Consider the following 22,588-nt stretch of genomic DNA (forward strand, 5'->3'; position numbering starts at 1 on the left):
TTCCCTGTCTTACTTTTTACTTACATGTACTGCCATATCTACTAAACGGCGAGAGTATCCCCACTCATTGTCATACCAAGAGAGTACTTTTACCATGTTGTCTCCAATCACCTGTATAGTATCGAGCGGTACAACTGTACTTAACTCTTCACCCACAAAATCTTGAGAAACCCTGTACTCTTCATCTACACCTAAAATACCTTTATGTGATCCTTCACTGGCTGTTTTAAATGCAGCCTGTACCTCTTCAACTGTCACGTTTGTGTTAAGGGTTACCGTCAGGTCGACCATAGAAACATCCGGTGTCGGTACTCTTATCGCCTGCCCGTTCAACTTGCCTGAAAGTGCCGGAAGTACTTTAGAAATGGCCTTAGCTGCACCCGTTGTTGTAGGTACCAAATTGGTTGCTCCAGCACGTCCTTTTCTCGGGTCTTTTTTATGTTTTGCATCCAAAATAGGCTGCGAAGAGGTATAAGAGTGGATCGTAGTCATCAACCCTTTTTCTATACCAAATACATCATCCAACACTTTTGCTACAGGCGCCAGTCCATTGGTCGTGCAACTTGCATTGGAGATGATCGCTTCACCTGCATAATCCTCTGCATTTGCTCCAAGTACGAATGTTGCCGTGTCATCTTTTGCCGGTGCAGAAAAAATCACCTTCTTTACACCATTGTCCAAATAAGGCTGTACACTCTCTGCTGTCAAGAATGCCCCGGTACACTCTAGAACAAGATCAGCACCACAAGAGGCAAAATCCAGCTTAGAGAGATCACGTTCTGCAAATATCTTTGCTTTCGTTTTACCGATGTTCAAATATCCGTCGGCTACAGTGACATCATTACGTCTTCCATGAACGGAGTCATATTTTAGGTTGTACTGGATCATCTCATCGGTACCCGAAGCATTTACTGCAACAAGTTCAATATCATCCCTATCTGCAATAATACGCGCCACACATCTACCGATTCTTCCAAGTCCGTTAATTGCTACTTTTACAGCCATACTTTACCCTTATGATTATTATGCTAAAATTACGCAATTTTACAGTAAATGAGGTTAGTATTTGGTTAATCATCAAAAGCCTACTATAGCTATCTTTGGAGGGAGTTTTGACCCTCCTCACAAAGGACATCAACTTATCGTTGAAAAAGCTGTAGAAAAGTTGCAGATTGATCAACTGCTTGTCGTACCTGCTTATCTGAACCCTTTTAAAACATCTTCACTGGCTGATGCCTCTGCAAGGCTTGCTTGGTGTCATACACTGTTTGATCCCATAGAGCATGTGAAAGTAGATGATTATGAGATCAAAGAAGGCAAAAGTACCGTAACCTCACAAAGCGTAAAACATTTTAACCAGAGATACCATGTCAAGTATCTGATCATAGGATCTGACAACCTGTCAACATTGACAAAATGGCATGAATTTGAATGGCTGAATGATACAGTGACCTGGGTTATAGCAACACGGGATGATCACCATTTAGCTACGGATGAGCTAAAGAACTGGGAGGTTCTTCCTATAGAAGCACCTATGAGTTCAACGCAAATAAGAGAAGAAAAAGATTTACAATTTATTGACGAAAAGATCAGAGAATCTGTCAAACATATATTAGAAGGGCAACACCATATGACAATAGACGAAAGAATAGCAAACATCGTAAAAATACTTGACGATAAGAAAGCCGAAGAGATTGAGGTATTTAACCTTGATGATGCAGATTATATAGCAAAACGTGTAGTGATCGCTAACTCACTCAATGGAAAACACACGCTTGCACTTTTTGACCATCTCAAAAAAGAACTCAAAGAACAGGGGGAAACGTTTATCGCTTCAGACGCTACAGACGAATGGACCGTAGCTGACCTGGGAGATATCCTTATCCATATCATGATACCTGAATACAGACAACGCTATTCACTTGAAACATTTTTGAATGAACTTGTTGAGAATCAGAAAAAGAAAGATAGTGATCCTGCATAGATGAATTTCACTTCCAATACTGCAAATGACAATGATCTGTCATTTGCCTAACCTAACTCATGCCCTGAACCTGTCAACCACTCCAATAACAAAAACAAGCCTATGGTCACCAGCGGCGAAAAAATGATCCACCCAACATATCTCTCCCTTACAAGATAGAGTATCAATCCTCCCCATGAAATAATCATCAAGATCAAATGTGCCAGATATATGGACATGACCGGACGTGTTACATTCCCCGCAACTGCCAATGATAGGATAACAACAAGCGTAAGAAGTGCTGTAAAAAGTTTTTTGAGATTTTTACTTCGATGGTATTGAAAAAATATGATGCCAAGTGTAGCAAAGGTCACTAATATAATGAGTGCTTTCATCAATACTTCTCTCCTTTGAAGAAGCCAAATCCCTTCAAATTTTTGCTAAACGTTATAGATATTATAACTTATCGACCGTCTCGATCCCGAGTATATCCAATCCTTGTTTGATGGTCTTAGCCGTCAAGTCAGCCAAGAGTAAACGACTCATCTTAGTTACTTCATCAACACCCTCTTTGAGGATAGGATTCTGTTCGTAAAAACGCATAAAGAGTGTTGCCAGTTCATAAAGATAGGTCGTGATCTGGTTAGGTGCCGCATCTACTGCAGCACGGTCAAGTACATCTTCAAAACGGAGCAACATCGTAGAGAGTCTATGCTCCAATGCATCACCGATAATGATATCACCCTCCATAGGACCATCATACTTTCTGAAGATACTCTGGATCCTTGCATAGGCATACTGCATATAGAGTGAAGTGTTACCCTCAAAGCTCAACATCTTGTCCCAGTTAAAAATATAGTTGGATTCACGGTTGATCGAAAGGTCCGCATACTTTACGGCCCCGATTCCTATGATCTTGGCCAATCTTTCCAACTCTCCTTCCGAATAGTTCTCTTTGTCATTGATCGTCTCTTTGGCTTTTGCAACAGCCTCATCAAGCAATTCAATGAGTTTGACTGTACCGCCTTCACGTGTTTTGAATGGTTTTCCGTCTTGACCCATCATTGTACCGAATGCGATATGTTCAAGCTTCACATCTTCAGGAACAAAGCCTGCTTCTTTTGCCACCCTGAAGACCTGTTTGAAGTGCTCTCCCTGTCTTGCATCCACCACATAAGAGATACGCTGTGCCCCTAATGTCTGTGCTCTGTAGCGTAATGCAGCAAGGTCTGTAGTGGCATAGAGGTACCCCCCATCACCCTTTTGAACGATAACCGGGACTTCCTCGCCTTCCAAGAATACACATTGTGCACCGTCACTCTGTGTCAATAATCCTTTTTCATCCAGATCGCTGATCACACTATGCAGGTCATCATTGTAAAAACTCTCTGCACGAACATCTTCACGTGTCAGATTGACACCGAGTTTTTCATACACCTCTTCACAATGTCCCAAAGAGATATCTATAAATTTTTGCCAAAGTGCCAAACAATGGGTATCACCGCTTTGAATTTTTACCACATACTCTCTGGCTTTATCGGCAAATGCCTGATCCTCATCGAAACGTCCTTTTGCATCTTTGTAGAACTGCTCCAGGTCTTTTAAACTTACCGATCCCTCTTCATGTATCTCTTCGAGGTAGGCAATGAGCATTCCAAACTGAGTACCCCAATCTCCGATATGGTTTTGACGTATCACATCATCCCCTAGATAGGTTAAAAGGTTTGCCAGCGTATCACCGATGATAGAAGAGCGCAAGTGTCCTACATGCATTTGTTTAGCCATGTTCGGACCAGAATAGTCTACCACTACCTTGACAGGTGTTTCACGTTTTTCTACACCCAATCTGCTATCTTTACGTGCTGATTCACATTGTGAAGCAAGCCAAGAGGGATTAAGCCATAGGTTGATGAAACCGGGACCTGCTATCTCTGCTTTTTCGAGTATTCCGGTCAGATCAAGGTTTTCTATGATCTCTGTAGCGATCATCCTAGGATTCTTACCTAAGGGTTTAGCTAAGGCCATTGCCCCATTGAACTGGAAATCACCGAATTCGGCTTTGGTCGCTTCGGTGACACTCATAGGCTCGTGTTCTATACCCGCCTTGGTAAAAGCTTCTTTGATAACGTTATTGATCTGTTGTTTTAATTTCATTGGTCTTCCGTCATAGTTAATATGGAATTGTAGTAGAAAATAGCTTCATAGCTATTTGGAGGAATAATTATTTCAACACTGAGCAATGAACTGCTCAGTATCGAACTTAAGCGTTTTCGCTTTTTTTCTCTTCTTTTGAAGCTTCAACCTTAGGCTCTTCTTTAGAAGCGATCTCTTTAGGCTCTTCTTCATCTTCTTTGATTGCTTTCTTGAAGTCTTTGATACCTCTTCCCATACCTTTAGCAAGATCTGGAATCTTTTTTGCTCCGAAAAGAAGTACAACAATCGCTAATACGATCAATAGTTCCGGCATACTTGGCATACCCATGTTAATCCTTTATATTTCGCTACAGAGAGCATTAATTTGAATAATTATACTGCAATATGTTTAATCTTAGTTATTTGCCAACCAATGTTCAACAAATTTTTCCTCATCTTCTGCACTTTGTTTCAATCTCGCTGCCTTGGCCACGATCACAAAACGCTTTGTCGCTTCCTCCACTGTATCATTGATAATGGTGAAGTCATACTCACCCACTGCTTTGATCTCACCTTTTGCATTTTCAATACGCTTGACTATGACAGACTCATCATCGGTTGAGCGTGCACGAAGTCTTGTCTCCAACTCTTTGAGGGTCGGCGGTGTGATGAATGCGGATGTCGTAATATCGTTCATCTTTGCACGTACAAGCCTGTGGCCCTGCACATCGATATCGAATATCACCAGTTTTCCCTCATCCAAGGCTTCTCTTACAGGTTTGAGTGATGTACCGTAATAGTTACCGTGTACCTCCGCATACTCAAGAAAATTTCCTGCTTTGATATCTTCTTCAAAACTCTCTTTACTTACAAAAAATAATCTTTACCATCCTCTTCGCCTACTCTGGGAGCACGTGTGGTCGTAGATATGGAAAAATAATATTCACCGATCTCATCTGACGCTGCGTTGATAATGGTGCTTTTACCTGCACCGCTTGGACCTGAGAGTACTAAAATAGCCCCTTTTTGCATTATTGATCATCCTCTAATTTTATTTTGATTTTCGTCTCTTTGCCTTTTAAAAGTTTTTTTATCTTTTTAGGTTTCATCTGACCCAGTGCAACCCAGATCGCTACTTCGATACGAGAAAGTTCCTCTTCATTTACTCCTGTCTCCTGCTTTGTCTTAGAAAGTGTCCCCTCTCTCTCTTCTGGAGCATTTACAGCATCATAACTCAATTCTTCGACTATTTCATTCTCTTCTACGATCTCCAATCCGTCAGCGATCAGTTGTTCTTTGATCACTTCCACTTTACGCGCTTCATAGTCATCATCGCTCAAAGAGATGGTATTTTCATTCTCTTCTATCTCATCATCCATCTCTAACAATGCTTTGATCTTTGCTACTTCATCCCTGTCCAGTACTTCTGGAAGGCTCATATCCTCTTCCAGTTCCGACATAGTATCATCCTCTTTCTCTTCTGTAGATCTAGAAACAATATCCGGTAAAATCTCATCCTCTGCCTCTTCATTTTCTAAAGAGAATGGAAAAATAGAGATATCTTCTTCTATTGCAGTTTCTTCTTCTCTTTCATCAGCATCATTCGGAGTAATACTTTCAATCACATTGATGATCTGCGAAGGTAAAAATGGTTTCTTGATAGTCTCATCAAAACCCATCATCGCTTCACCAGCATAAGAGATAAAAACTTTTTTTCTTGCATCTAATACTTCAAGTAACACTTGCACATCATTGACATAAGAGACTTCATCCACAAAAATGATATCATATGACGCTTTCTTCACTGCATCTGCACTCACTACTTCATCCAGTGCTATATTTTCATCTCTTGTACAAAGTGCGAGCAATCTTGAGACAACAGGATTGATGTTAATGAGTAGAATGTTCATAAAAAGCTCTCTTGGATAATTTGTTATTATTATAATATAAATCTGGTTAGGAGTTGGTTGTTTAAAGATAATGTATTGAAGTAAAATAGGCCTTCTTATACGTTGTGTTCAGATTTTACGTGATTTTATTGCGTTATACATTCAGCAGTAAAAGAAAACGCGTGATTGATACAAAAAAGAAGTGGTACACCCATCAGGATTCGAACCTGAGACCTTCGGTACCGCAAACCGATGCTCTATCCAGCTGAGCTATGAGTGCACATTTAAAATGTAGTAGCGATAATTTAGAGCGCAATTATAGCAGAGAAATCTTTATTTATCAAGTAAATTCATAGGGCCAAATAATTTGATTGCTTTGGGGTTGGAAATGAATGTATGATTGTAGGGATGTTCCAGTTCGATCGTTTCAAATCTATCGAGTGAAAATTGTCTCTTTAAGTCCTTTGCATGCGTACCGAACAAGATAAGTTTTGGTGCATTCTCTTCCATAGCATTCAACAGTGTTTGGATAAAAGGTTTCCATGCTTTGATATGTTTTTTCGTACTTTTTTTGTCTGTAAATATCAGTGCCGTATTTAAAAGAAGTACCCCGTTTTTTTCAAAGTTACGCCGAAGGTCATCTATAGAATCGATCATTGCTGTTTTATCTAATTTGGTAATGGCTTCCTGGGAAGTATCATCTGTTGTCAACCTATGGCTAGCGACGAGGGCCATCTTCATAAAATTACGCAGACTTGTTGCACGGTTGACCTCTTTACTTAAACCAGAGGCTGAAAAAAGGTTCTGCACTTTAGTATCGATAAAAGCATACCCCCCGGCGCTCTCTTTTCTTGGATAAGGGTCCTGTCCAAAGAGGATGTATTTTACTTTCTCCTTAGGAAGTGTGTTAAAGGCATTCAGGTAGTTTTCTTTGGTAGGGAAGTAGTCCGCATCTTCTTCTAAAAATCTCTGATACTCTGCTTCAAGAGAGGCATACGCTTCAGATAAAACTCTTTCCCATGAGCTCTTGGACATTAATCTCTCTTTTTGAGTTTATCAAACTTGATGATCAGTTCTATCTTACTTACAGGGATACCCAGTTTTTCAGAGACAGAAGCTTTACTTTCACCTGCATTGATCAATTCCATCACATCATCCAAAGAGGAGAAGTTCTCTATCACATCTTTCACTGCAACACGTGATGCTTCATAGTTTGCTATCGTCACATTTTTGACGTCCAGTATTTCATTGAGTTTTTTATTCTCTTTTGCTAATTTACTGTTTCTACCCACAAGCATCAACAGTATGATCACCAACAGTGCCAATAATCCTAAAACTGTCATATCCATCATTTCCATCTTATAGAACCTCCACGATAATTAAAATTAAAAAACAAATCCCAGGTAACCATTCACTGTAAAAAAGGCTTTGTCTATTTTTGTAAAATCTTTGTTGACGATGTAGTGTTCATAACCCAACATGATAGTAGAAAAAACTATAGCGAGCTGTGCCCAAAAAGCCAACCCTGCAGCCACTACAAAAGCAGCCCAAAACACAATGGCAAAAAAGTGGAATAGCCTTGCGATCCACATGGTCTTGTTTGCCCCAAACTTAGAAGGGATAGAGTGCAACCCATGGGCTTTATCAAATTCGATATCTTGCAGAGAGTATAGCAGGTCAAATCCTGCGACCCAGAACATCACACCCATTGCCAGATAAATAGACCATAAAGTGATCTCGCCGTTTACTGCCACTACACCTGCTATAGGTGCCAGTCCCAAACTTACCCCTAAAATAAGGTGTGCCATTGAAGAGAAACGCTTAAAAAATGTATAGGCCCCTAGTACAATCAAAATAGGCAATGAGAGCTTAAAAGCCAAACTGTTCACGAAATATGCAACCACCATAAACAACAAGGCATTCAATACTATAAATCCTACCATTTGTTCATTTGACACTCTGCCGTCTACAGAAGGACGACCTTTGGTACGAGGATTCAGTCTGTCAATATCTCTATCAAGATAACGGTTCACCCCCATAGCAAAGTTTCTCGCAGTGACTGCTGCCATTGTACCTAAAAACAGCAGCTTCCAGCCAAACCAACCTTGTGCAGCAACAAGCATTGCTATAAAGATAAAGGGTAAGGAGAACACTGAATGCTTAAACATGACCAATTCTGAAAAATGGTTCAATTTCTCTTTAAAACGATTCACTGTTTCACTCTACGGATGAGGGATTTTCAGTTTAGAGTTCAGTGACCATGCGATGATCAGTACTAAAACAACGATAACGTATACATTTGTGATCACTCCATAAGCATTCAGGAGATAGAGGATCCATAAAAGAATAGCACCTAAAGGTGTAGGCACACCTTCAAAGTACTTTTCAACCTCTCCAACATCCACTTTAAGGTTAAATTCTACCAGTCTTCTCAAACCATTGATGATATACCAGATAAATACCAAACCCAACAGCAGTTCTTCTACACCACTAATACCACTATAGTGTTTGACTGCATAAAAAAGTAAAAACGGCGGCATGACCACAAAAGAGAGGAAATCTGCAAAACTGTCAAGTTGGATCCCAAACTCTGTTGAAAGACTGTATTTACGTGCCAGCTTGCCATCAATAATGTCACAGGCACCGCCTATCCATGCTAAAACGATAGCGGTGAAGAAATCACCTTTCACGATAAAAAATATTGCCATGATACCTGCTGAGACATTCAAATAGGTTACCAGGTTGGCAATGTTAAAACGGTTGTTCTTGTCAAATAAATTCATTCCTGCCCTTCTATATCTATAGTGGTATTTTATCCTTTTTGGGGTTATGGTATGATTACGCTATGAGAAGTATCAAAATACACTACAGTGAGGCACTAAATGCCGAGTCTTAAAACCTTTAAACAGCTTGCACTCATCGGTCCTACTGCCTCAGGAAAGACAGCACTTTCCATCAAAATAGCACAACAGATGAATGCCTATATTCTATCACTGGATTCACTCTCTATCTATAAGGATATTGATATTGTCTCTGCAAAACCTACGTTGAGTGAACGAGAAGGTATTGTACATTTTGGTATAGATCACCTCTACCCTAATGAAAATTTTGATGTCACGACCTTTATCAGGCTTTATCATGAGGTACATAGACGCTGCCTGGAGGGTAGGAAAAACCTTGTGATCGTTGGTGGGACCAGTTTTTACCTCAAAATGCTCATAGAAGGTATCAGTGAATTACCCAACATTTCAAATGAGACCGATGCAAAAACCAAAATATATTTACAAGATTTACAAAAGAGCTATATGTGGCTTCATGGGTTAGATACACAGTACATGTCAAAGATCGAGCCCAATGATCCCTACCGTATAGAAAAAGCATTGAACATCTATTTGGAAACCGGCCTGACCCCCACACAATATTTTAAACAATTTCCACCGCAACCTACTGTAACTGAACCACTTCCTATCTATCAGATAGAGATTGAAAGAGAAAAACTTCGTGAACGTATCGCCTTGCGTACTAAAATAATGATCAATGATGGTTTGATTGATGAGATATGTACACTGGAGAAGAAGTATACACGCTCACCCAACTGTATGAAATCTATAGGGATCAAAGAGACATTGGCTTACCTGGACGGGATCTATGACAAAAAAATGCTTAGTGAAAAAATCACTACCAATACTGCACGATTGGCTAAACGCCAGACAACGTTTAATAACTCTCAGTTTGATAACGTGATAAAAGGGGATGTAAAAATGTTGGAAAAATTGTTATTGTAAGAGAAAAGGTCGGAACATCAACCTTTCTACACGCTCAGCGCTCAACGCTGAACGCTAAATCTTAGTACCCGCTGGCACTGATCATATAATAGATATATGATACAAGCGGCTGTACATAGAAAATGGCTGCAACAGTTGCAACAGTCGCGAAACCGACCATGGCCATCAATGGTTTAGAGATGTTATAGTAGACTACATCCACATCTTTTACCGGATCTTTCAAGAACATATACACCACAAGTTTCATATAGTAATATGCAGCGATCGCTGAGTTAAGCCCCATGATGATCGCTAACCAGATATAACCAGCATTTACCGCTGCCTGCATCACATAGACTTTACCCCAAAACACTGAGAATGGAGGTACACCCGCAAGCGAGAACATAAAGAGTCCCATGATAACTGCACCCATCGGCATGATCTGGATCAGACCTGCAAACTTTTCATACGGATGGTCATAACGTGAATCAAATCTTCTCTTTTTATGACGTGAGATCCACAACATTGAGAATGCACCAAGGTTTGTAAACATAAAGAGTGCATAGTATAAGAATATTGCTGTGTTACCCTCTGTGGTATCTAGAGCCAATGCTGCGATGATAAAACCTGCATGAGATATAGATGAGTATGCAAGCATACGCTTGACATCATTTTGTACCAATGCCATGATATTTGAAAGTGTCATCGTAAGTACTGCAATGATAAGGATCGTCCATCTTACCCATTCGATACCAAGATCAATATACATACCAAAGAGTCTGATACTCACTACAAACGCAGCAATTTTAGGTACCACTGACATATATCCAGCCAACGCTGCAGATGCCCCTTCATAAACATCCGGTACCCATGTATGGAACGGGAAGAGAGAAAGTTTGAAAGCAAAAGCAACAAGTAACAATACGGATGAACCAAATACAGCGATCATTAATCCTGTTTCATTCAAGCGCGTCGCCATAACCTCTGCCACTTTATAAAGTTCTACTGAACCTGTGAGTGCATAAACAACCGCTGAACCCATAGCAAAGAATCCTGCTGCCAGTGCACCCATAGTAAAATACTTCACTGCAGCTTCATACGAGTTCGCTCTGTTATGCAATGCGATCAGTGTATAGAGTGCAAGCGATGCTGTCTCAAGTCCAACAAAGATAAGGATTAAATTGTCTGTCGCTACCATGAACTGGAATCCTGCGATCATAAATAAGAAAAGTGCAAAGAATTCAGGATAAGAATACTCATGGAATCTTTTGGATGTCAATGCTAATGGTATGAATATCATTGAACCACCAATGATCATCAGCTGAGATACAATAGATATACCATCAATCAACATCACATCAAAGAATCCGCGTTCATTGACATTGAGTCCCAATACAGAACCAAAATCAACGAATAGTACCAAGATCGTTAACATGACATACAATGATTTATGTAATTTTCCATTAAGAAGATCAATGATCAAAATAATCAAACCACCAGCAATCGCTATAAGCATAGGTGCTAGTGTAATAAGGTTCAGGCTTTCTAAACTCACATTAATTGGCTCTAACATTAGTTTGCCTCCTTACTTGATTTTGCAACACTTATCATATCTTTTGCCTCTTGTGTAATTGCTTTTTCATCCATAAAGCTTAACAATGCTTTTACAGAGTTGTCTATCGGTTCAAGTACTGGTTTAGGATATACCCCTAACCAAATGACTATTGCTACCAATGGGATAAGTGACCATGTTTCTCTACCATTGAGATCTTTGAGTTTTTTGTTCTCTTCATTATTCAATGGACCAAAGAAAGTACGTTTCATGACTCTTAGCATATAAACGGCACCTAATATAATAGAGGTTCCTGCCAAAATAGTCATTATTGGTGATACTTGGTAGAAACCAAGAAGTACAAGGAACTCACCGACAAAACCGATAGTCAACGGTAGTCCGACCGATGCCATCAGCATGATCCCGAATATCACCGCAAACTTAGGCATCACGGATGCTATACCACCAAATTCAGACATTAACTTGGTATGTCTTCTATCATAGATCATACCCACAAGCATAAAGAGTGCACCCGACACGATACCATGAGACAACATTTGGAATACTGAACCTGACAAACCTTCTGCATTCATTGCAAAAAGACCAAGCATAATAATACCCATGTGTGATACTGAAGAGTATGCAATCACTTGCTTCATATCTTTTTGCGCATAAGCGATCATTGCTGTATAGATAATCATAATAAGTGATAACACTGCAATCGGTGTGATAGCCAAGACAGAGGCATCCGGGAACATTGGAAGCGAGAACCTTACAAATCCATAGGTACCCATTTTAAGAAGTACCGCAGCAAGAATAACCGAACCGATCGTAGGTGCCTGCCCGTGTGCATAAGGGATCCATGTGTGGAACGGGAACATCGGTACTTTGATCGCAAATCCGATAAAGAATGCGGCAAACAACCATAACTGGTAATTCACAGGTAAAACCAATGCATACCAATCTGTAATGGCAAAACTCCATACTCCTGTAAGGTTATGGTAAATGTATGCGACAAACAACATACCTACAAGCATGATAAGTGAACCCATGAATGTATAAAGGAAGAATTTGATCGCCGCATAGACTCTTAATGGTCCACCCCACGCACCAACGATATAAAGCATCGGTACAAGAGAAAGCTCCCAGAATAAATAGAAGATGATCGCATCAAGTGCAACAAATACACCTACCATTGTCATCTCTAGGAAAAGAAGTGTTACGATCATATTTTTGATATTTTTTGTTTCACCCATACTTGCCATACCGATCAGTGTCATCAATGTTGTCATAAGAATAATGAACAATGAGATACCATCAGCACCAAGATAATAGGAGATACCCATATCAGGGATCAACGGGATCATCTCTACAAACTGCATACCTGCGTTTGATGTATCAAAACTAAACCATAACCATAAAGAAAGCAAAAATTCAATTGCAGCTACAGTAATACCATAGGTTCTTGCACTCTCTTTATCTACTATAAACCCAAGCAATCCTGCAACTGCCGGGAAGAAGACCAATATACTTAAAATATTTTCCATTTTTACCCCTTAACCTATCATCGCTGAAATCGCAGCGATTACCAATAACAGTACAGCACCAACAGCCATCCAGTTTAGATAGTTTGAAAGGTTACCTGTTTGCATACTTCTTGTTTTATCACCAGAACCGTAAAGGAACTTCGCAATGTTGTCTACAGTTGCATCTACTATTTTCAGATCCACCTGTGTCCAGAATTTCTCAGAGATCATCATATATGGTTTAGTGATGAACTCTTCATAGAATTTAGGCACATAATATTGGTTAGCAAGTAGTTTATAGAAGAAACCGTTCTCAACTTTCTCACTTCTTTCCCAAGCATTCTCACCTGTTCTTGCATATCTATAGTACGCATACGCGATACCTGAAATTGCGAAAAAGATAACAATCAGCCCTAAATAGGTTGCCAGGTGGTGTGTATGCTCAGACATTTCATACTGTACACTGTTTCCTATCTCATAGATAAATGCTTTGTATTGTCCCATAAACCAACCGGTGATGATAGCCAATACTGCAAGAGGTGACATTGCTACGAGTACAAACTTATACATTTCATGTGGATGGAATCCTAACGGCGTATGGCGGTCTTCACCATGGAACGATAGGAATATTTGTCTAAATGAATAGAATGCTGTCATACCAGCTGTGATGACCAACATAGCCCATAAAACATAGGTATGTTCGTTAAATGCTGTCTCAATAATCGCATCTTTGGACCAGAATCCTGCAAGTGGCGGTAGACCAGCAAGTGCAATCGAAGCGATGGTCATGTAGATCCATGTCCCTCTCATCTTCTTTCTTAGTGCACCCATCTTAAAGAGATCTAGTTCATCATGCATTGCATGCATTACGTTACCTCCACCAAGGAAGAGGAGTGCTTTAAAGAATGCGTGCGCTGCTAGGTGGAACATTGCGATCCAGTACGCACCAAGTCCTGCTGCTGCAAACATATACCCTAACTGTGAAAGTGTAGAGTATGCAATAATTCTTTTCAGGTCACGTTCAACCAATGCCATAGAGGCTGCGTAGAATGCAACAAAGGTACCAAGGGATGCAATGAAGAAACTCACCCCTGCAACTTCTTCCATACTGTACAGAGGGTTAGATCTAATAACCAGGAAAACCCCTGCTGTTACCATTGTTGCTGCGTGGATCAATGCAGAAACAGGAGTAGGACCTTCCATTGCATCTGTTAGCCATGTGTGAAGCGGGAATTGTGCTGATTTACCCATCGCACCGATAAAGAGTGCGATCGCAGCCGTTACTAACACTGTTTCACCAAGATATGGAAGTTGTGCAAATACTTCATCATACTGCAAAGAACCCGTGTTCCAATAAAGGATAAAGATACCGACCAACATACCAAGGTCAGCGATACGGTTCATAATAAATGCTTCATTTGCTGCCCATGAAGGGGAAATAGAAGGATTGTCTTCTCTTGCCTGGTCCGGCTTATGGTACCAGAAACCAACCAGTAGCCATGAACAGACACCAACACCTTCCCAACCTATAAACAGACCGGCAAAGTTATCTGACATTACAAGTATCATCATAGAGAATACAAAGGCAGAGAGGTATGAGAAGAATCTGTTGAAACTCTTATCATGGTCCATATAACCAATCGCATAGATATGTACTACAGTAGAAACCAAAGTCACCACTGTCATCATCGTTACCGAGATCTGATCAACCACAAAACCAAACGGTATGTTAAGATCTCCTGCATTGATCCAATCCATCATCGTTACATGTACAACTGTACCTGTCGTGTAAAGATTGTATGCCAAGGTTGCAGAAGCAACGAATGCTACACCTATAAGTATAGAACCAACAATACCTACAAATATTTTTCTTTCACTCATACCAAATAAAGCTGCAAAAAGAGAACTTACAAATGGTGCAAAAAGTGCTACATATACTAAATTTTCCATTATTATCCTCTCATACTTGCAAGGTCGTCAAGATCAAGACTTCCCTGTTTTTTATACAACACGATCAATATACCCAGACCCACTGCCACTTCACTCGCTGCAATCGCAATGATAAAGAATGCAAACATTTGACCTGTCAGATCATTGTAATAGTGTGAAATCGCTGCAAAGGCTATATTGACTGCATTCAGCATTACTTCTGTTGCGAAGAAAAGCATTAAAAGGTTTCTTCTTCTAAGTACACCGACCAATCCTATAGAGAAGAGTATCGCAGATACGATCAAATAGTGAGAAAGACCTATCATCATTTTTCATCCTTTACTATCATAATTTCATCATCTGCACCCATATCTTCAGTGAGACTCACATCCATTTTCTTACCAGCAAGTATAATTCCAGCGATCATTGCTACGAGCAACATGAGTGCTGCTACTTCAAACGGTACAAGATACTTTGTAAAGAGCACGATTCCAACATCTTGTGCATTACCTACACCTTCATGCATTGGGTAAAGTGCCTGGATATTCTCGCTGAAGATCGGTGCTGCGAACATCAGTACCAATACCAATGCTGAGAGTCCGCCAAGCAAGAAGACTAAAGCATTGTTTGTATTTTTCTCTTTGATATCTCTTGTTGCATCAAAGAACATCATCGCAAAGGCATAAAGGGCCATGACAGCCCCAACATAAACAACAAGTTGAACGACACCAAGGAAGTCTGCACCCAAAATGAAAAAGAATCCAGAGATAAGTACCATGCCTGCTGCGAGAGATGTCATCGCATAAAGTATGTTTTTACTCATCACTGTGATCAAGAAAAGTCCTATTATTAAAGCCGAAAATAGGTAAAAGGCTACGATTTCATACATTCTACTCTCCCTAATATGCTAGTGGTGTTTTTTTAATGTTTTCATCTGCATTTGGAGATATTGCACCAAATCCGTCATACTCTTGCTGTAAGTTCAGTTTGTCAAGAGGTGTTAACATATCTTCAAAAAGAGAGAATCCAGCCCTTTGCTCTGCAGCGTTCTCATAACGCGGTCCGTGAACAATAGCAAGTTCCGGACAAACCTCTGCACAATACCCACAGAAGATACAACGACCGAAGTTAATGGTATATTCACTCACTTCTTTACGTTGGTTTTCATCATATCTTGTATCCATAGAGATACAATTCGAGATACATATCTTTTCGCAAAGACCACAACCGATACATCTGTAGTTACCTGATTCAAGTAATCTAAGCATGTCATGGATCGCTCTGTATCTCGGAGAGATTGGCATTTTTTCAAATGGGTACTTGACTGTATGCATATCTCCTTTAAACAGTGCTTTAAACATTGATCTCATTGTAACCCATAACCCTACAAAAAGCTCACCTTTCACGGTTCTTTTCGCCACTTGCGAGAACTGTTCCATCGCTGTTTCGGGTTTACGCCCTACATCAACTGTCATGTAGTTCTGCGTGCCTACATTTCTGTTTTTAAATTGTTCTAAACTCATACCTACTCCTTATACCATTACCACGATAGCAGTGATCAAGATATTGATGACTGCGATTGGCATTAATACTTTCCAACAAAGCCACATTAACTGATCTGGTCTAATATGTGGCCATGATGCTCTTACCCATAACATCAAGAAGAAGAAAAATGCAATTTTAAGGATAATAAACAACCATCCGAAGGCACCTGCTGCATCAAATCCACCTAAGAATACGATCGATGCAATAATAGCAACGGTGATCATGTTCGCATACTCACCGATAAAGAACATACCCCATCTCATACCAGAATACTCGGTTGCATAACCAGAAACAACTTCTGCTTCATGCTCAAGAAGGTCGAATGGTGTTCTGTTCGTCTCTGCGAATCCTGCAATGAGGAACAGTACAAACGCTACTGGTTGTTGCCAGATCAGCCATGAACCGATACCACCAGCTTGTGCTTCATTAAAGTCCACAAATGACAGTGAGCCCACTAACATGATCGGTGCCAAGATAGAAAGCCCTGTGACTACTTCATAAGATAAAAACTGAATCGCTGTTCTCGCTGATCCTATAATACCCCATTTATTTGCCTGTGACATACCTGCCAAAAGCGGTCCGTAAAGTCCTGCTGCCATCATACCAAGTACAAACAACACACCGATGTTCAAATCAGATGCAATAGAGGGTACAAAGGTACCACCAAGCAAAGGAATAAACTCAGGAATTGTAAAGTCTGGAAAAACCGGTACAGCAGAGAGAGCAATAAATGCTGTTGCTGCTGTAATCACAGGTGCAATCATAAAGATGAATTTGTTCGCATTCTGCGGGATGATATCCTCTTTTGTGAAGAGTTTAATACCATCTGCCGCAATTTGTAGTAAACCATACGGTCCTACGTGCATCGGCCCAAGACGTCTTTGCATAAATGCAAGCACTTTTCTTTCTATGTATGTACCAAAACCTGCAATTGCTGAAATCACTGCCAAAATAATAATGGCCTTAATGATCACACCTAATGCAGTAACTTCTGGTAAGTTTTCTATAAGTGTTGTTTCCATATTACACCTTTCTCAATGTTACTGTTTGATATCTAGATCCGCCAAAGAGACCATATACATCTTTAGCAGCTTTAAAATCTGGAACTTTTACAATGTCACCTTCGATCTTTTCATCAGCAACTACATCTAAAGTAATGCTTCCATTTTCAAAGACTACTTCTACTTTTTCGCCCAAGCTCTCTGCTTTGGCTGGACTTGCATAAAGTGCGAATGCTTCAAAGATCTCATGTGCTTTATCTGTAAAGTCATTGAACTGTCTCGCAGGGTTACATCTGTATGCGATCTCACCTTCAAGTGCTGCACTCTCATCAAACTTCTCAACTGTCGGTAATCCTACCTCTTGCACGGTGACATCCAGTTTATATCCGCGGTTATCTACACCGGCATTCGTATATGAATTTGGTAAAGAGTCAAATGCTACAGCTTTAAAGCCTTTAGACACAGGAAGCATCTCTGTCCAGTCAATCGTTAACTCTGGTGCACCTACAAGTGCTTTTACAATGTCATTTAACTCATATCCATCGTATTCTAATGCCGCATTGGTAGGGAGTACTCTTTTCGCCATAGAGGTCAATGTTCCCTCTTGTTGGTTCATTGCCGGCATATCCAGGTCGCCATCACCCAGTGCAGAGAGTCTAAAGTCACCATTTTCGTTGTACCCGACTGTATAACCAGAACATTCATCATCAAGATCACAGATCAATGCAACACCCAGTGCATTTGACTTTGGTGGCGTCATCACAACATCAATGTTACAAGTTGCTTCAACAAGTGCTACAAGTTTAGCAAGATTTTCAGCTTTTTCATGGAAGTAAAGATCTTCACCTACCATCAATGAGAAAGCCTCTTTTTTCTTCATCATTTTGTCAAATGCATCATCAAATTTCTCAGAATCCTTACCTAAAAGTGTCACAAGTCCGTTGATCGTTACAGTGATCTCTTTTTCAACAGTCTCTTTTACTTTTTTAGATACTTCTTCCTCTTCACCAGTCTCTTCATTTTTTACCATCTCTTTGACAGTCTTCATGACCTGCTCTTTTACTGTTCTTGTCTCAGAACTCTTAAAGCTATCAATATACTCTTTTACATCTGCAGGAAGTTTCTCTTTGTCTGCAAATAGATCTAAGATAAGGTAAAGTGCTGCTTCTTCCAGACCTGCTTTGTGAACAAATGTTTCAACCGTCTTACCAAATGTAGGGATCAATGTGTCACCTACCGGGTGGAAGTAAAGTCCTGCACCTTTGTTAAGCTTTTGTACGTTGTTGAACGCATATTTAAGTGCTGGAGAGTCATTTCTAAGTGCCGCACCTACAGAAATAACAAAATCACTCTTCTTCATGATCGCATCTGTATCTGTAGAGTATAAAGAGCTACCTGATGCGGCTGCATAGTGACCTAAGAATTTTTGGAATGCTCTGACCTCTGGATTATAGAGTTTAAGCCCCATTTTTTCTTTCAGTGTCTGAAGCATCATCGCTTCTTCATTGGTGATCATAGCATTAAAACGGATAGTATCCGATTTTTTAAACGCTTCAAGTGCTGCATTGAATGCTGCTTCATCTTTCGTTACATCTCTGTTTTCAAAGTCATAGGCAAAACGTGCTGAACCATCCAATGAGACATAAGACCATTCATTCGTAACACGGTAGATCTTTTCAGATCTGTCTTCAATCGATGTATGTTTCACTTCATAATAAATTTGTGCACCATCACTCGAGTGTGCTGCTACAGCAGGTATTCTTCTTAAATCCCATGCATTTGACTGATAGACAAAGTCACGGCTTACGAGTGCACCCACCGGGCATACTGCGATACATTCACCACAGTCTGAACAGTTTGTCTCACCTGTACCATTGCTCGGTGCGATCACAGACTTTTGAAGTTTATTCCACATCGCGTATGCATCTTTAGGCATCGTGTCTTTATAACCCTTATCAAGATCTGCACCGCCTCTTTTTGCCGTAGTGATCGCTGCATCCCCTACCATATCTTTACAGACAGTAGTACAACGTTCACACACGATACAGAGACCCGGGTCATAATGCAATACTGATGACCAGTTTGTTGTCTCTCTTTTTGTATCCGGGATCATATACGATTGTGAGTCTACCCCAAGTTCAAGTGTATAATTCTGTAATTCACACTCACCAGACTTATCACATACACCACACTGAAGTGGATGGTTAACATCATAGACTTCCATGATAGCTCTACGTTCTTCGAGGATATTTGGTGTCTCAGTAGTGACTTCCATACCCTCTTTGACTTTAGCGTTACATGCATATACCTGCTTACCATCTGCCTCTACTAGACAAATACGACATGCCAATGTTGGCGAACATCTTGTAAGGTAACATATAGCCGGGATGAAAACATCATTAGCACGAGCAGCATTAAGGATATATTCACCTTCCTTTGCTTTGTACTCTATACCATCAATCGAAATTGAGACCATATTATCTACTGTTTGTACTTCACTCATCGTTGTTTCCTATTTTTTGATTATTTATTTTTTCAAAAGCTAGTCTGCTAAATCTATAGGAGGATAGCAAAGATGCACTTAAGTTTATGGCAAAAGTCGGATTTAATGCAATGGTTCCTTTCATAGATGTATCAATTTTAAACACACGTACAAATTTAACCCCCTCGATCTCAAAAGAAATCAAGTCCCCATCTTGTAATTTTGTGGCCGTGGAAAACTGTTTAGAACCGATCAAAACATCCTCTACTTGACCCTTTTCGATAGCATTTTCAACTTTTTTATAGGTATAGATCACTGCACCATCATACACCGGGAGATCATCGATTTCATCGAGGGTAAAATCCCTTATTCTCTCTTTGGGTATCACTCTGCTGATACAAGGATTCTTTAGATCATCATCACTAAGTATCTGAAAGCCTTTATCTTTAGGTAATTGGTTGCTGTAGTCTATAAAATTCTTGGCATCCAGTCCTACTATAGTGGCAATGTTATTTAATCCACTTATATTTAAGGTTTCTGTATCATTATTAATATACACACATTTATCACTATTTACATAAGTGCCTTCTTCGCAAGTATCATAGTTCACACTTTGCCCCTGGACGTCATCATCGAGGTCACAAATCAATACTACACCTAAAGCATTTCGTAGGGGTGGTATACATAAAACATTGATTCCTGCGTATTTTTCCAGCAACGCTATCAACTTTGCTATCTGTTCTGCTTTTGGATGCGTATAGAGATCATTTCCTATGATCAAAGATACTGTCGTTTTATTACCAATGAGGCTATGCATCGATTCCAGCTCTTCTTCTCCTACATTGCTTTCCGCACTGAGATAACCGATATCAAGGTCATCCAAAATATCTTCTGTCTCTTCAGGAAGTGCTACATCTTGCAGTAGTGCATATGCCAACAGTGCCGCTACACCCTCTTCACTCCCTACTTCGTATTTTATAAACTGTGTGATACTTGTTTGAAGTCTTGCATCTTCTATAGGATGCATGTAGACAAATTGAGGCTTTTTTTCTCCCAGCACTTTGTGAATCAAAGATGTTGCCTCTGTACTTTCATCCTGAAACCATACACCAAAAGATATCACTACATCCGAAGCAGACAACGTATCTACATCTCCTTTAAAAATATGATACCCGCTACTGCTGCTATATGCCTTTAAAAAATCCTGATACACTTTTGCTTCAGGGCATATCAAACGTTTACCCTGTCTCTCTTTTAATAATTGAAAGATATATGCTTCTTCATTCGTAATAGCTGCTGAAAAAACTATACTGTCAGCTTCAACTATTTTCTCTTTTTGACTTTCATATGTGGACTCCACGATCGTCTCTTCCTCCTGCTGATCTTGCCTTTAATTACCTTGGACAATCCTACCCTATTGTCTTTGTATAAAAATGCTTGGGGTGATTGTATTAGAAAACAAATTAAAAAACAAAGTTCTGTGTTAAAATGTATCACTAGTGATTCATAGAGCTCTGTTTTAAGCCTTTATCATACTTCCTTATGTTACGTATACTCACATCGAAGCTCAACTTATGAAAATTATAAATTCCATATAGATATTTTTTCAATTCTCTATGTTACAATTTACATCAAAATAAAGTTTTATAAGGGTAAATCATGATACATGAAAACGGAAAAGTAGTAGACATTGCAATTATTGGTGCCGGACCTGGTGGTATGGCAGCTGCTATCGAAGCAAAACTTGCGGGTATTGAGAATATTGTTGTGATCGACAAAGCGCCTCACCACAATGATATGATCCACAAGTTTTACAAAAAAGGTAAACGTGTTGATAAAGACTGGATGGGTATCAAATTTGAATTCACTGGTAACGTTACTTTTGAAGAGTGTTCTAAAGAAGAGTACATTGAGCAAATGGATAAAAAACTTACTGATGCTGGTGTACTTGACAGATTTGAGTATAACCATGAGATCATGAGAGTTGAAAAAGGTGAAGATGGTCTTTTCTCAATTATTTATGGTACTGACGGTGTAGATGAAGCGTTGGAAACGTTGAGAGCTAGAAACGTTATCCTTTCAGTGGGTCGTATGGGTAAACCAAACAAACCTAAATATAAGTTCCCTAGAGAGCTTAAAGATGTGCTTAACTTCAACCTTTCAAAAGTTCAAAACGGCGAGCACGTTATGGTTGTTGGTGGTGGGGACACTGCAGGTGAGTACGCGTATGGTTTAGTAGAATTAGAAGGTATGGAAGATTGTGTGGTAACACTTAACTACCGTAAAGCTGAAATTACACGTATGAACCCGATCAATACTGAAATGTGTACAAAGTATCTTGACAATGGCAAAATTGTTAACAAAATGGGTGTAGATGTTGAGAGCGTTGAGCCTTCAGCAGCTGGTAAGATCCAAGTAAACTTTACTGATGGTTCAACTGGTGAGTACGACAGAGCGGTATATGCACTTGGAGGAACAACTCCAAAAGATATCCTTGTAAACTCTGGTGTCAAAACTGGTGAGTGGGATGTACCTGTATACAATGAGGCAACATTTGAGACAAATGTAGAAGGTCTTTACACTATCGGTGATGTTGTAACAGATCAAGGTAGTATTGCACTTGCATTCAACCATGCAAGTGATGCAGTAAAAGATATCGCATCTAAACTAAAATAAATCCACTATGCTATGCTCTTTATTGAGCATGGTATGCTATAGACGTACTCTAAGACTTTTTTAGAGTACATACTCCAACTTTTAATTTTCCACTTAACAATATTATACAGTATAGTTTGATTGATATT

The 22,588-nt window shown here is 39.8% G+C and carries 21 protein-coding genes, 1 tRNA gene and 1 pseudogene; 3 read left to right on the forward strand and 20 right to left on the reverse strand.

All coding sequences use genetic code 11. The annotated features are described in order from the left end of the window. Nucleotides 1-9: 9 nt before the first annotated feature. Entirely contained in the window at nt 10-1,005 is a 996-nt protein-coding gene (gene gap / locus SULAR_RS07500; RefSeq protein ID WP_008244654.1) for a type I glyceraldehyde-3-phosphate dehydrogenase, read from the reverse strand. 61 nt (nt 1,006-1,066) lie between these two features. Here gap and nadD point away from each other — a divergent pair, with 61 nt between their 5' ends. After that, nucleotides 1,067-1,984, forward strand: a complete 918-nt coding sequence (gene nadD, locus SULAR_RS11040; protein WP_008244656.1) for a nicotinate (nicotinamide) nucleotide adenylyltransferase — start codon at nt 1,067-1,069, stop codon at nt 1,982-1,984. A gap of 47 nt (nt 1,985-2,031) precedes the next feature. Here the strand turns inward: nadD and SULAR_RS07510 are convergent, their stop codons facing one another. The 10 genes and pseudogenes from SULAR_RS07510 to SULAR_RS07555 all read right to left on the reverse strand — a co-directional run bounded on the left by SULAR_RS07510 (nt 2,032) and on the right by SULAR_RS07555 (nt 8,768). Further along, nucleotides 2,032-2,358, reverse strand: a complete 327-nt coding sequence (locus tag SULAR_RS07510; RefSeq protein ID WP_008244659.1) for a hypothetical protein — start codon at nt 2,356-2,358, stop codon at nt 2,032-2,034. Between the two features lie 61 nt (nt 2,359-2,419). Then, a complete protein-coding gene (gene argS, locus SULAR_RS07515) occupies nt 2,420-4,117 on the reverse strand; it encodes an arginine--tRNA ligase (RefSeq protein ID WP_008244661.1) in 1,698 nt (565 codons plus the stop codon). A 106-nt stretch (nt 4,118-4,223) separates the two neighbouring features. After that, complete coding sequence (locus tag SULAR_RS07520) at nt 4,224-4,445, reverse strand: twin-arginine translocase TatA/TatE family subunit (protein ID WP_008244663.1); 222 nt, start codon at nt 4,443-4,445, stop codon at nt 4,224-4,226. A 66-nt stretch (nt 4,446-4,511) separates the two neighbouring features. Next, nucleotides 4,512-5,128: pseudogene (gene gmk, locus SULAR_RS07525) on the reverse strand (guanylate kinase). Continuing rightward, a complete protein-coding gene (locus SULAR_RS07530) occupies nt 5,128-6,006 on the reverse strand; it encodes a hypothetical protein (protein WP_008244664.1) in 879 nt (292 codons plus the stop codon). Before SULAR_RS07530 ends, gmk begins: the two are co-directional and overlap by 1 nt. Nucleotides 6,007-6,188: 182 nt before the next feature. Next, nucleotides 6,189-6,265 (reverse strand) — tRNA-Arg (locus SULAR_RS07535). Between the two features lie 53 nt (nt 6,266-6,318). Then, nucleotides 6,319-7,020, reverse strand: coding sequence for a uracil-DNA glycosylase family protein (locus tag SULAR_RS07540; RefSeq protein ID WP_008244665.1), 702 nt, complete (start codon nt 7,018-7,020; stop codon nt 6,319-6,321). Then, the gene (locus tag SULAR_RS07545) at nt 7,020-7,343 is read right to left on the reverse strand and encodes a hypothetical protein (protein ID WP_008244666.1); all 324 of its coding nucleotides are present in this window, start codon (nt 7,341-7,343) and stop codon (nt 7,020-7,022) included. Before SULAR_RS07545 ends, SULAR_RS07540 begins: the two co-directional genes overlap by 1 nt. A gap of 27 nt (nt 7,344-7,370) precedes the next feature. After that, nucleotides 7,371-8,198 carry a menaquinone biosynthesis prenyltransferase MqnP gene (mqnP, locus tag SULAR_RS07550; protein ID WP_008244667.1) on the reverse strand — a complete coding sequence of 276 codons (828 nt, stop codon included), beginning with the start codon at nt 8,196-8,198 and terminating at the stop codon, nt 7,371-7,373. 9 nt (nt 8,199-8,207) lie between these two features. Further along, nucleotides 8,208-8,768, reverse strand: coding sequence for a phosphatidylcholine/phosphatidylserine synthase (locus tag SULAR_RS07555; protein ID WP_008244668.1), 561 nt, complete (start codon nt 8,766-8,768; stop codon nt 8,208-8,210). Nucleotides 8,769-8,867: 99 nt separating this feature from the next. Here SULAR_RS07555 and miaA point away from each other — a divergent pair, with 99 nt between their 5' ends. Further along, nucleotides 8,868-9,770, forward strand: a complete 903-nt coding sequence (miaA, locus tag SULAR_RS07560) for a tRNA (adenosine(37)-N6)-dimethylallyltransferase MiaA (RefSeq protein WP_008244670.1) — start codon at nt 8,868-8,870, stop codon at nt 9,768-9,770. A 61-nt stretch (nt 9,771-9,831) separates the two neighbouring features. Here the strand turns inward: miaA and nuoN are convergent, their stop codons facing one another. The 9 genes from nuoN to SULAR_RS07605 are packed head-to-tail and all read right to left on the reverse strand — an operon-like array spanning nt 9,832 to nt 21,144. Next, nucleotides 9,832-11,322, reverse strand: coding sequence for an NADH-quinone oxidoreductase subunit NuoN (gene nuoN / locus SULAR_RS07565; RefSeq protein ID WP_008244672.1), 1,491 nt, complete (start codon nt 11,320-11,322; stop codon nt 9,832-9,834). Continuing rightward, a complete protein-coding gene (locus tag SULAR_RS07570; RefSeq protein ID WP_008244675.1) occupies nt 11,322-12,848 on the reverse strand; it encodes an NADH-quinone oxidoreductase subunit M in 1,527 nt (508 codons plus the stop codon). Before SULAR_RS07570 ends, nuoN begins: the two co-directional genes overlap by 1 nt. 9 nt (nt 12,849-12,857) lie before the next feature. Next, nucleotides 12,858-14,777: an NADH-quinone oxidoreductase subunit L gene (gene nuoL, locus SULAR_RS07575; protein WP_008244676.1), complete on the reverse strand. Its 1,920-nt coding sequence runs from the start codon at nt 14,775-14,777 to the stop codon at nt 12,858-12,860. A 2-nt stretch (nt 14,778-14,779) separates the two neighbouring features. After that, nucleotides 14,780-15,082, reverse strand: a complete 303-nt coding sequence (nuoK, locus tag SULAR_RS07580; RefSeq protein WP_008244681.1) for an NADH-quinone oxidoreductase subunit NuoK — start codon at nt 15,080-15,082, stop codon at nt 14,780-14,782. Then, entirely contained in the window at nt 15,082-15,645 is a 564-nt protein-coding gene (locus SULAR_RS07585; RefSeq protein WP_008244683.1) for an NADH-quinone oxidoreductase subunit J, read from the reverse strand. The genes nuoK and SULAR_RS07585 overlap by 1 nt, the downstream gene beginning before the upstream one ends. 10 nt (nt 15,646-15,655) lie before the next feature. After that, on the reverse strand, nt 15,656-16,279 hold the full coding sequence (nuoI, locus tag SULAR_RS07590; RefSeq protein ID WP_008244684.1) for an NADH-quinone oxidoreductase subunit NuoI: 624 nt from the start codon (nt 16,277-16,279) through the stop codon (nt 15,656-15,658). Nucleotides 16,280-16,288: 9 nt separating this feature from the next. Further along, on the reverse strand, nt 16,289-17,323 hold the full coding sequence (gene nuoH / locus SULAR_RS07595) for an NADH-quinone oxidoreductase subunit NuoH (RefSeq protein WP_008244687.1): 1,035 nt from the start codon (nt 17,321-17,323) through the stop codon (nt 16,289-16,291). A 1-nt stretch (nt 17,324) separates the two neighbouring features. Beyond that, the gene (locus SULAR_RS07600) at nt 17,325-19,805 is read right to left on the reverse strand and encodes an NADH-quinone oxidoreductase subunit G (protein WP_008244689.1); all 2,481 of its coding nucleotides are present in this window, start codon (nt 19,803-19,805) and stop codon (nt 17,325-17,327) included. Further along, on the reverse strand, nt 19,798-21,144 hold the full coding sequence (locus SULAR_RS07605; protein WP_008244690.1) for a hypothetical protein: 1,347 nt from the start codon (nt 21,142-21,144) through the stop codon (nt 19,798-19,800). Before SULAR_RS07605 ends, SULAR_RS07600 begins: the two co-directional genes overlap by 8 nt. Nucleotides 21,145-21,443: 299 nt before the next feature. Between SULAR_RS07605 and SULAR_RS07610 the strand changes: the two genes are divergently transcribed. Then, nucleotides 21,444-22,460, forward strand: a complete 1,017-nt coding sequence (locus tag SULAR_RS07610) for an NAD(P)-binding domain-containing protein (RefSeq protein ID WP_008244691.1) — start codon at nt 21,444-21,446, stop codon at nt 22,458-22,460. The last annotated feature ends 128 nt before the right edge of the window (nt 22,461-22,588 follow it).

It is taken from the genome of Sulfurovum sp. AR (assembly GCF_000296775.1).
GTDB classification, from domain to species: Bacteria; Campylobacterota; Campylobacteria; order Campylobacterales; family Sulfurovaceae; genus Sulfurovum; species Sulfurovum xiamenensis.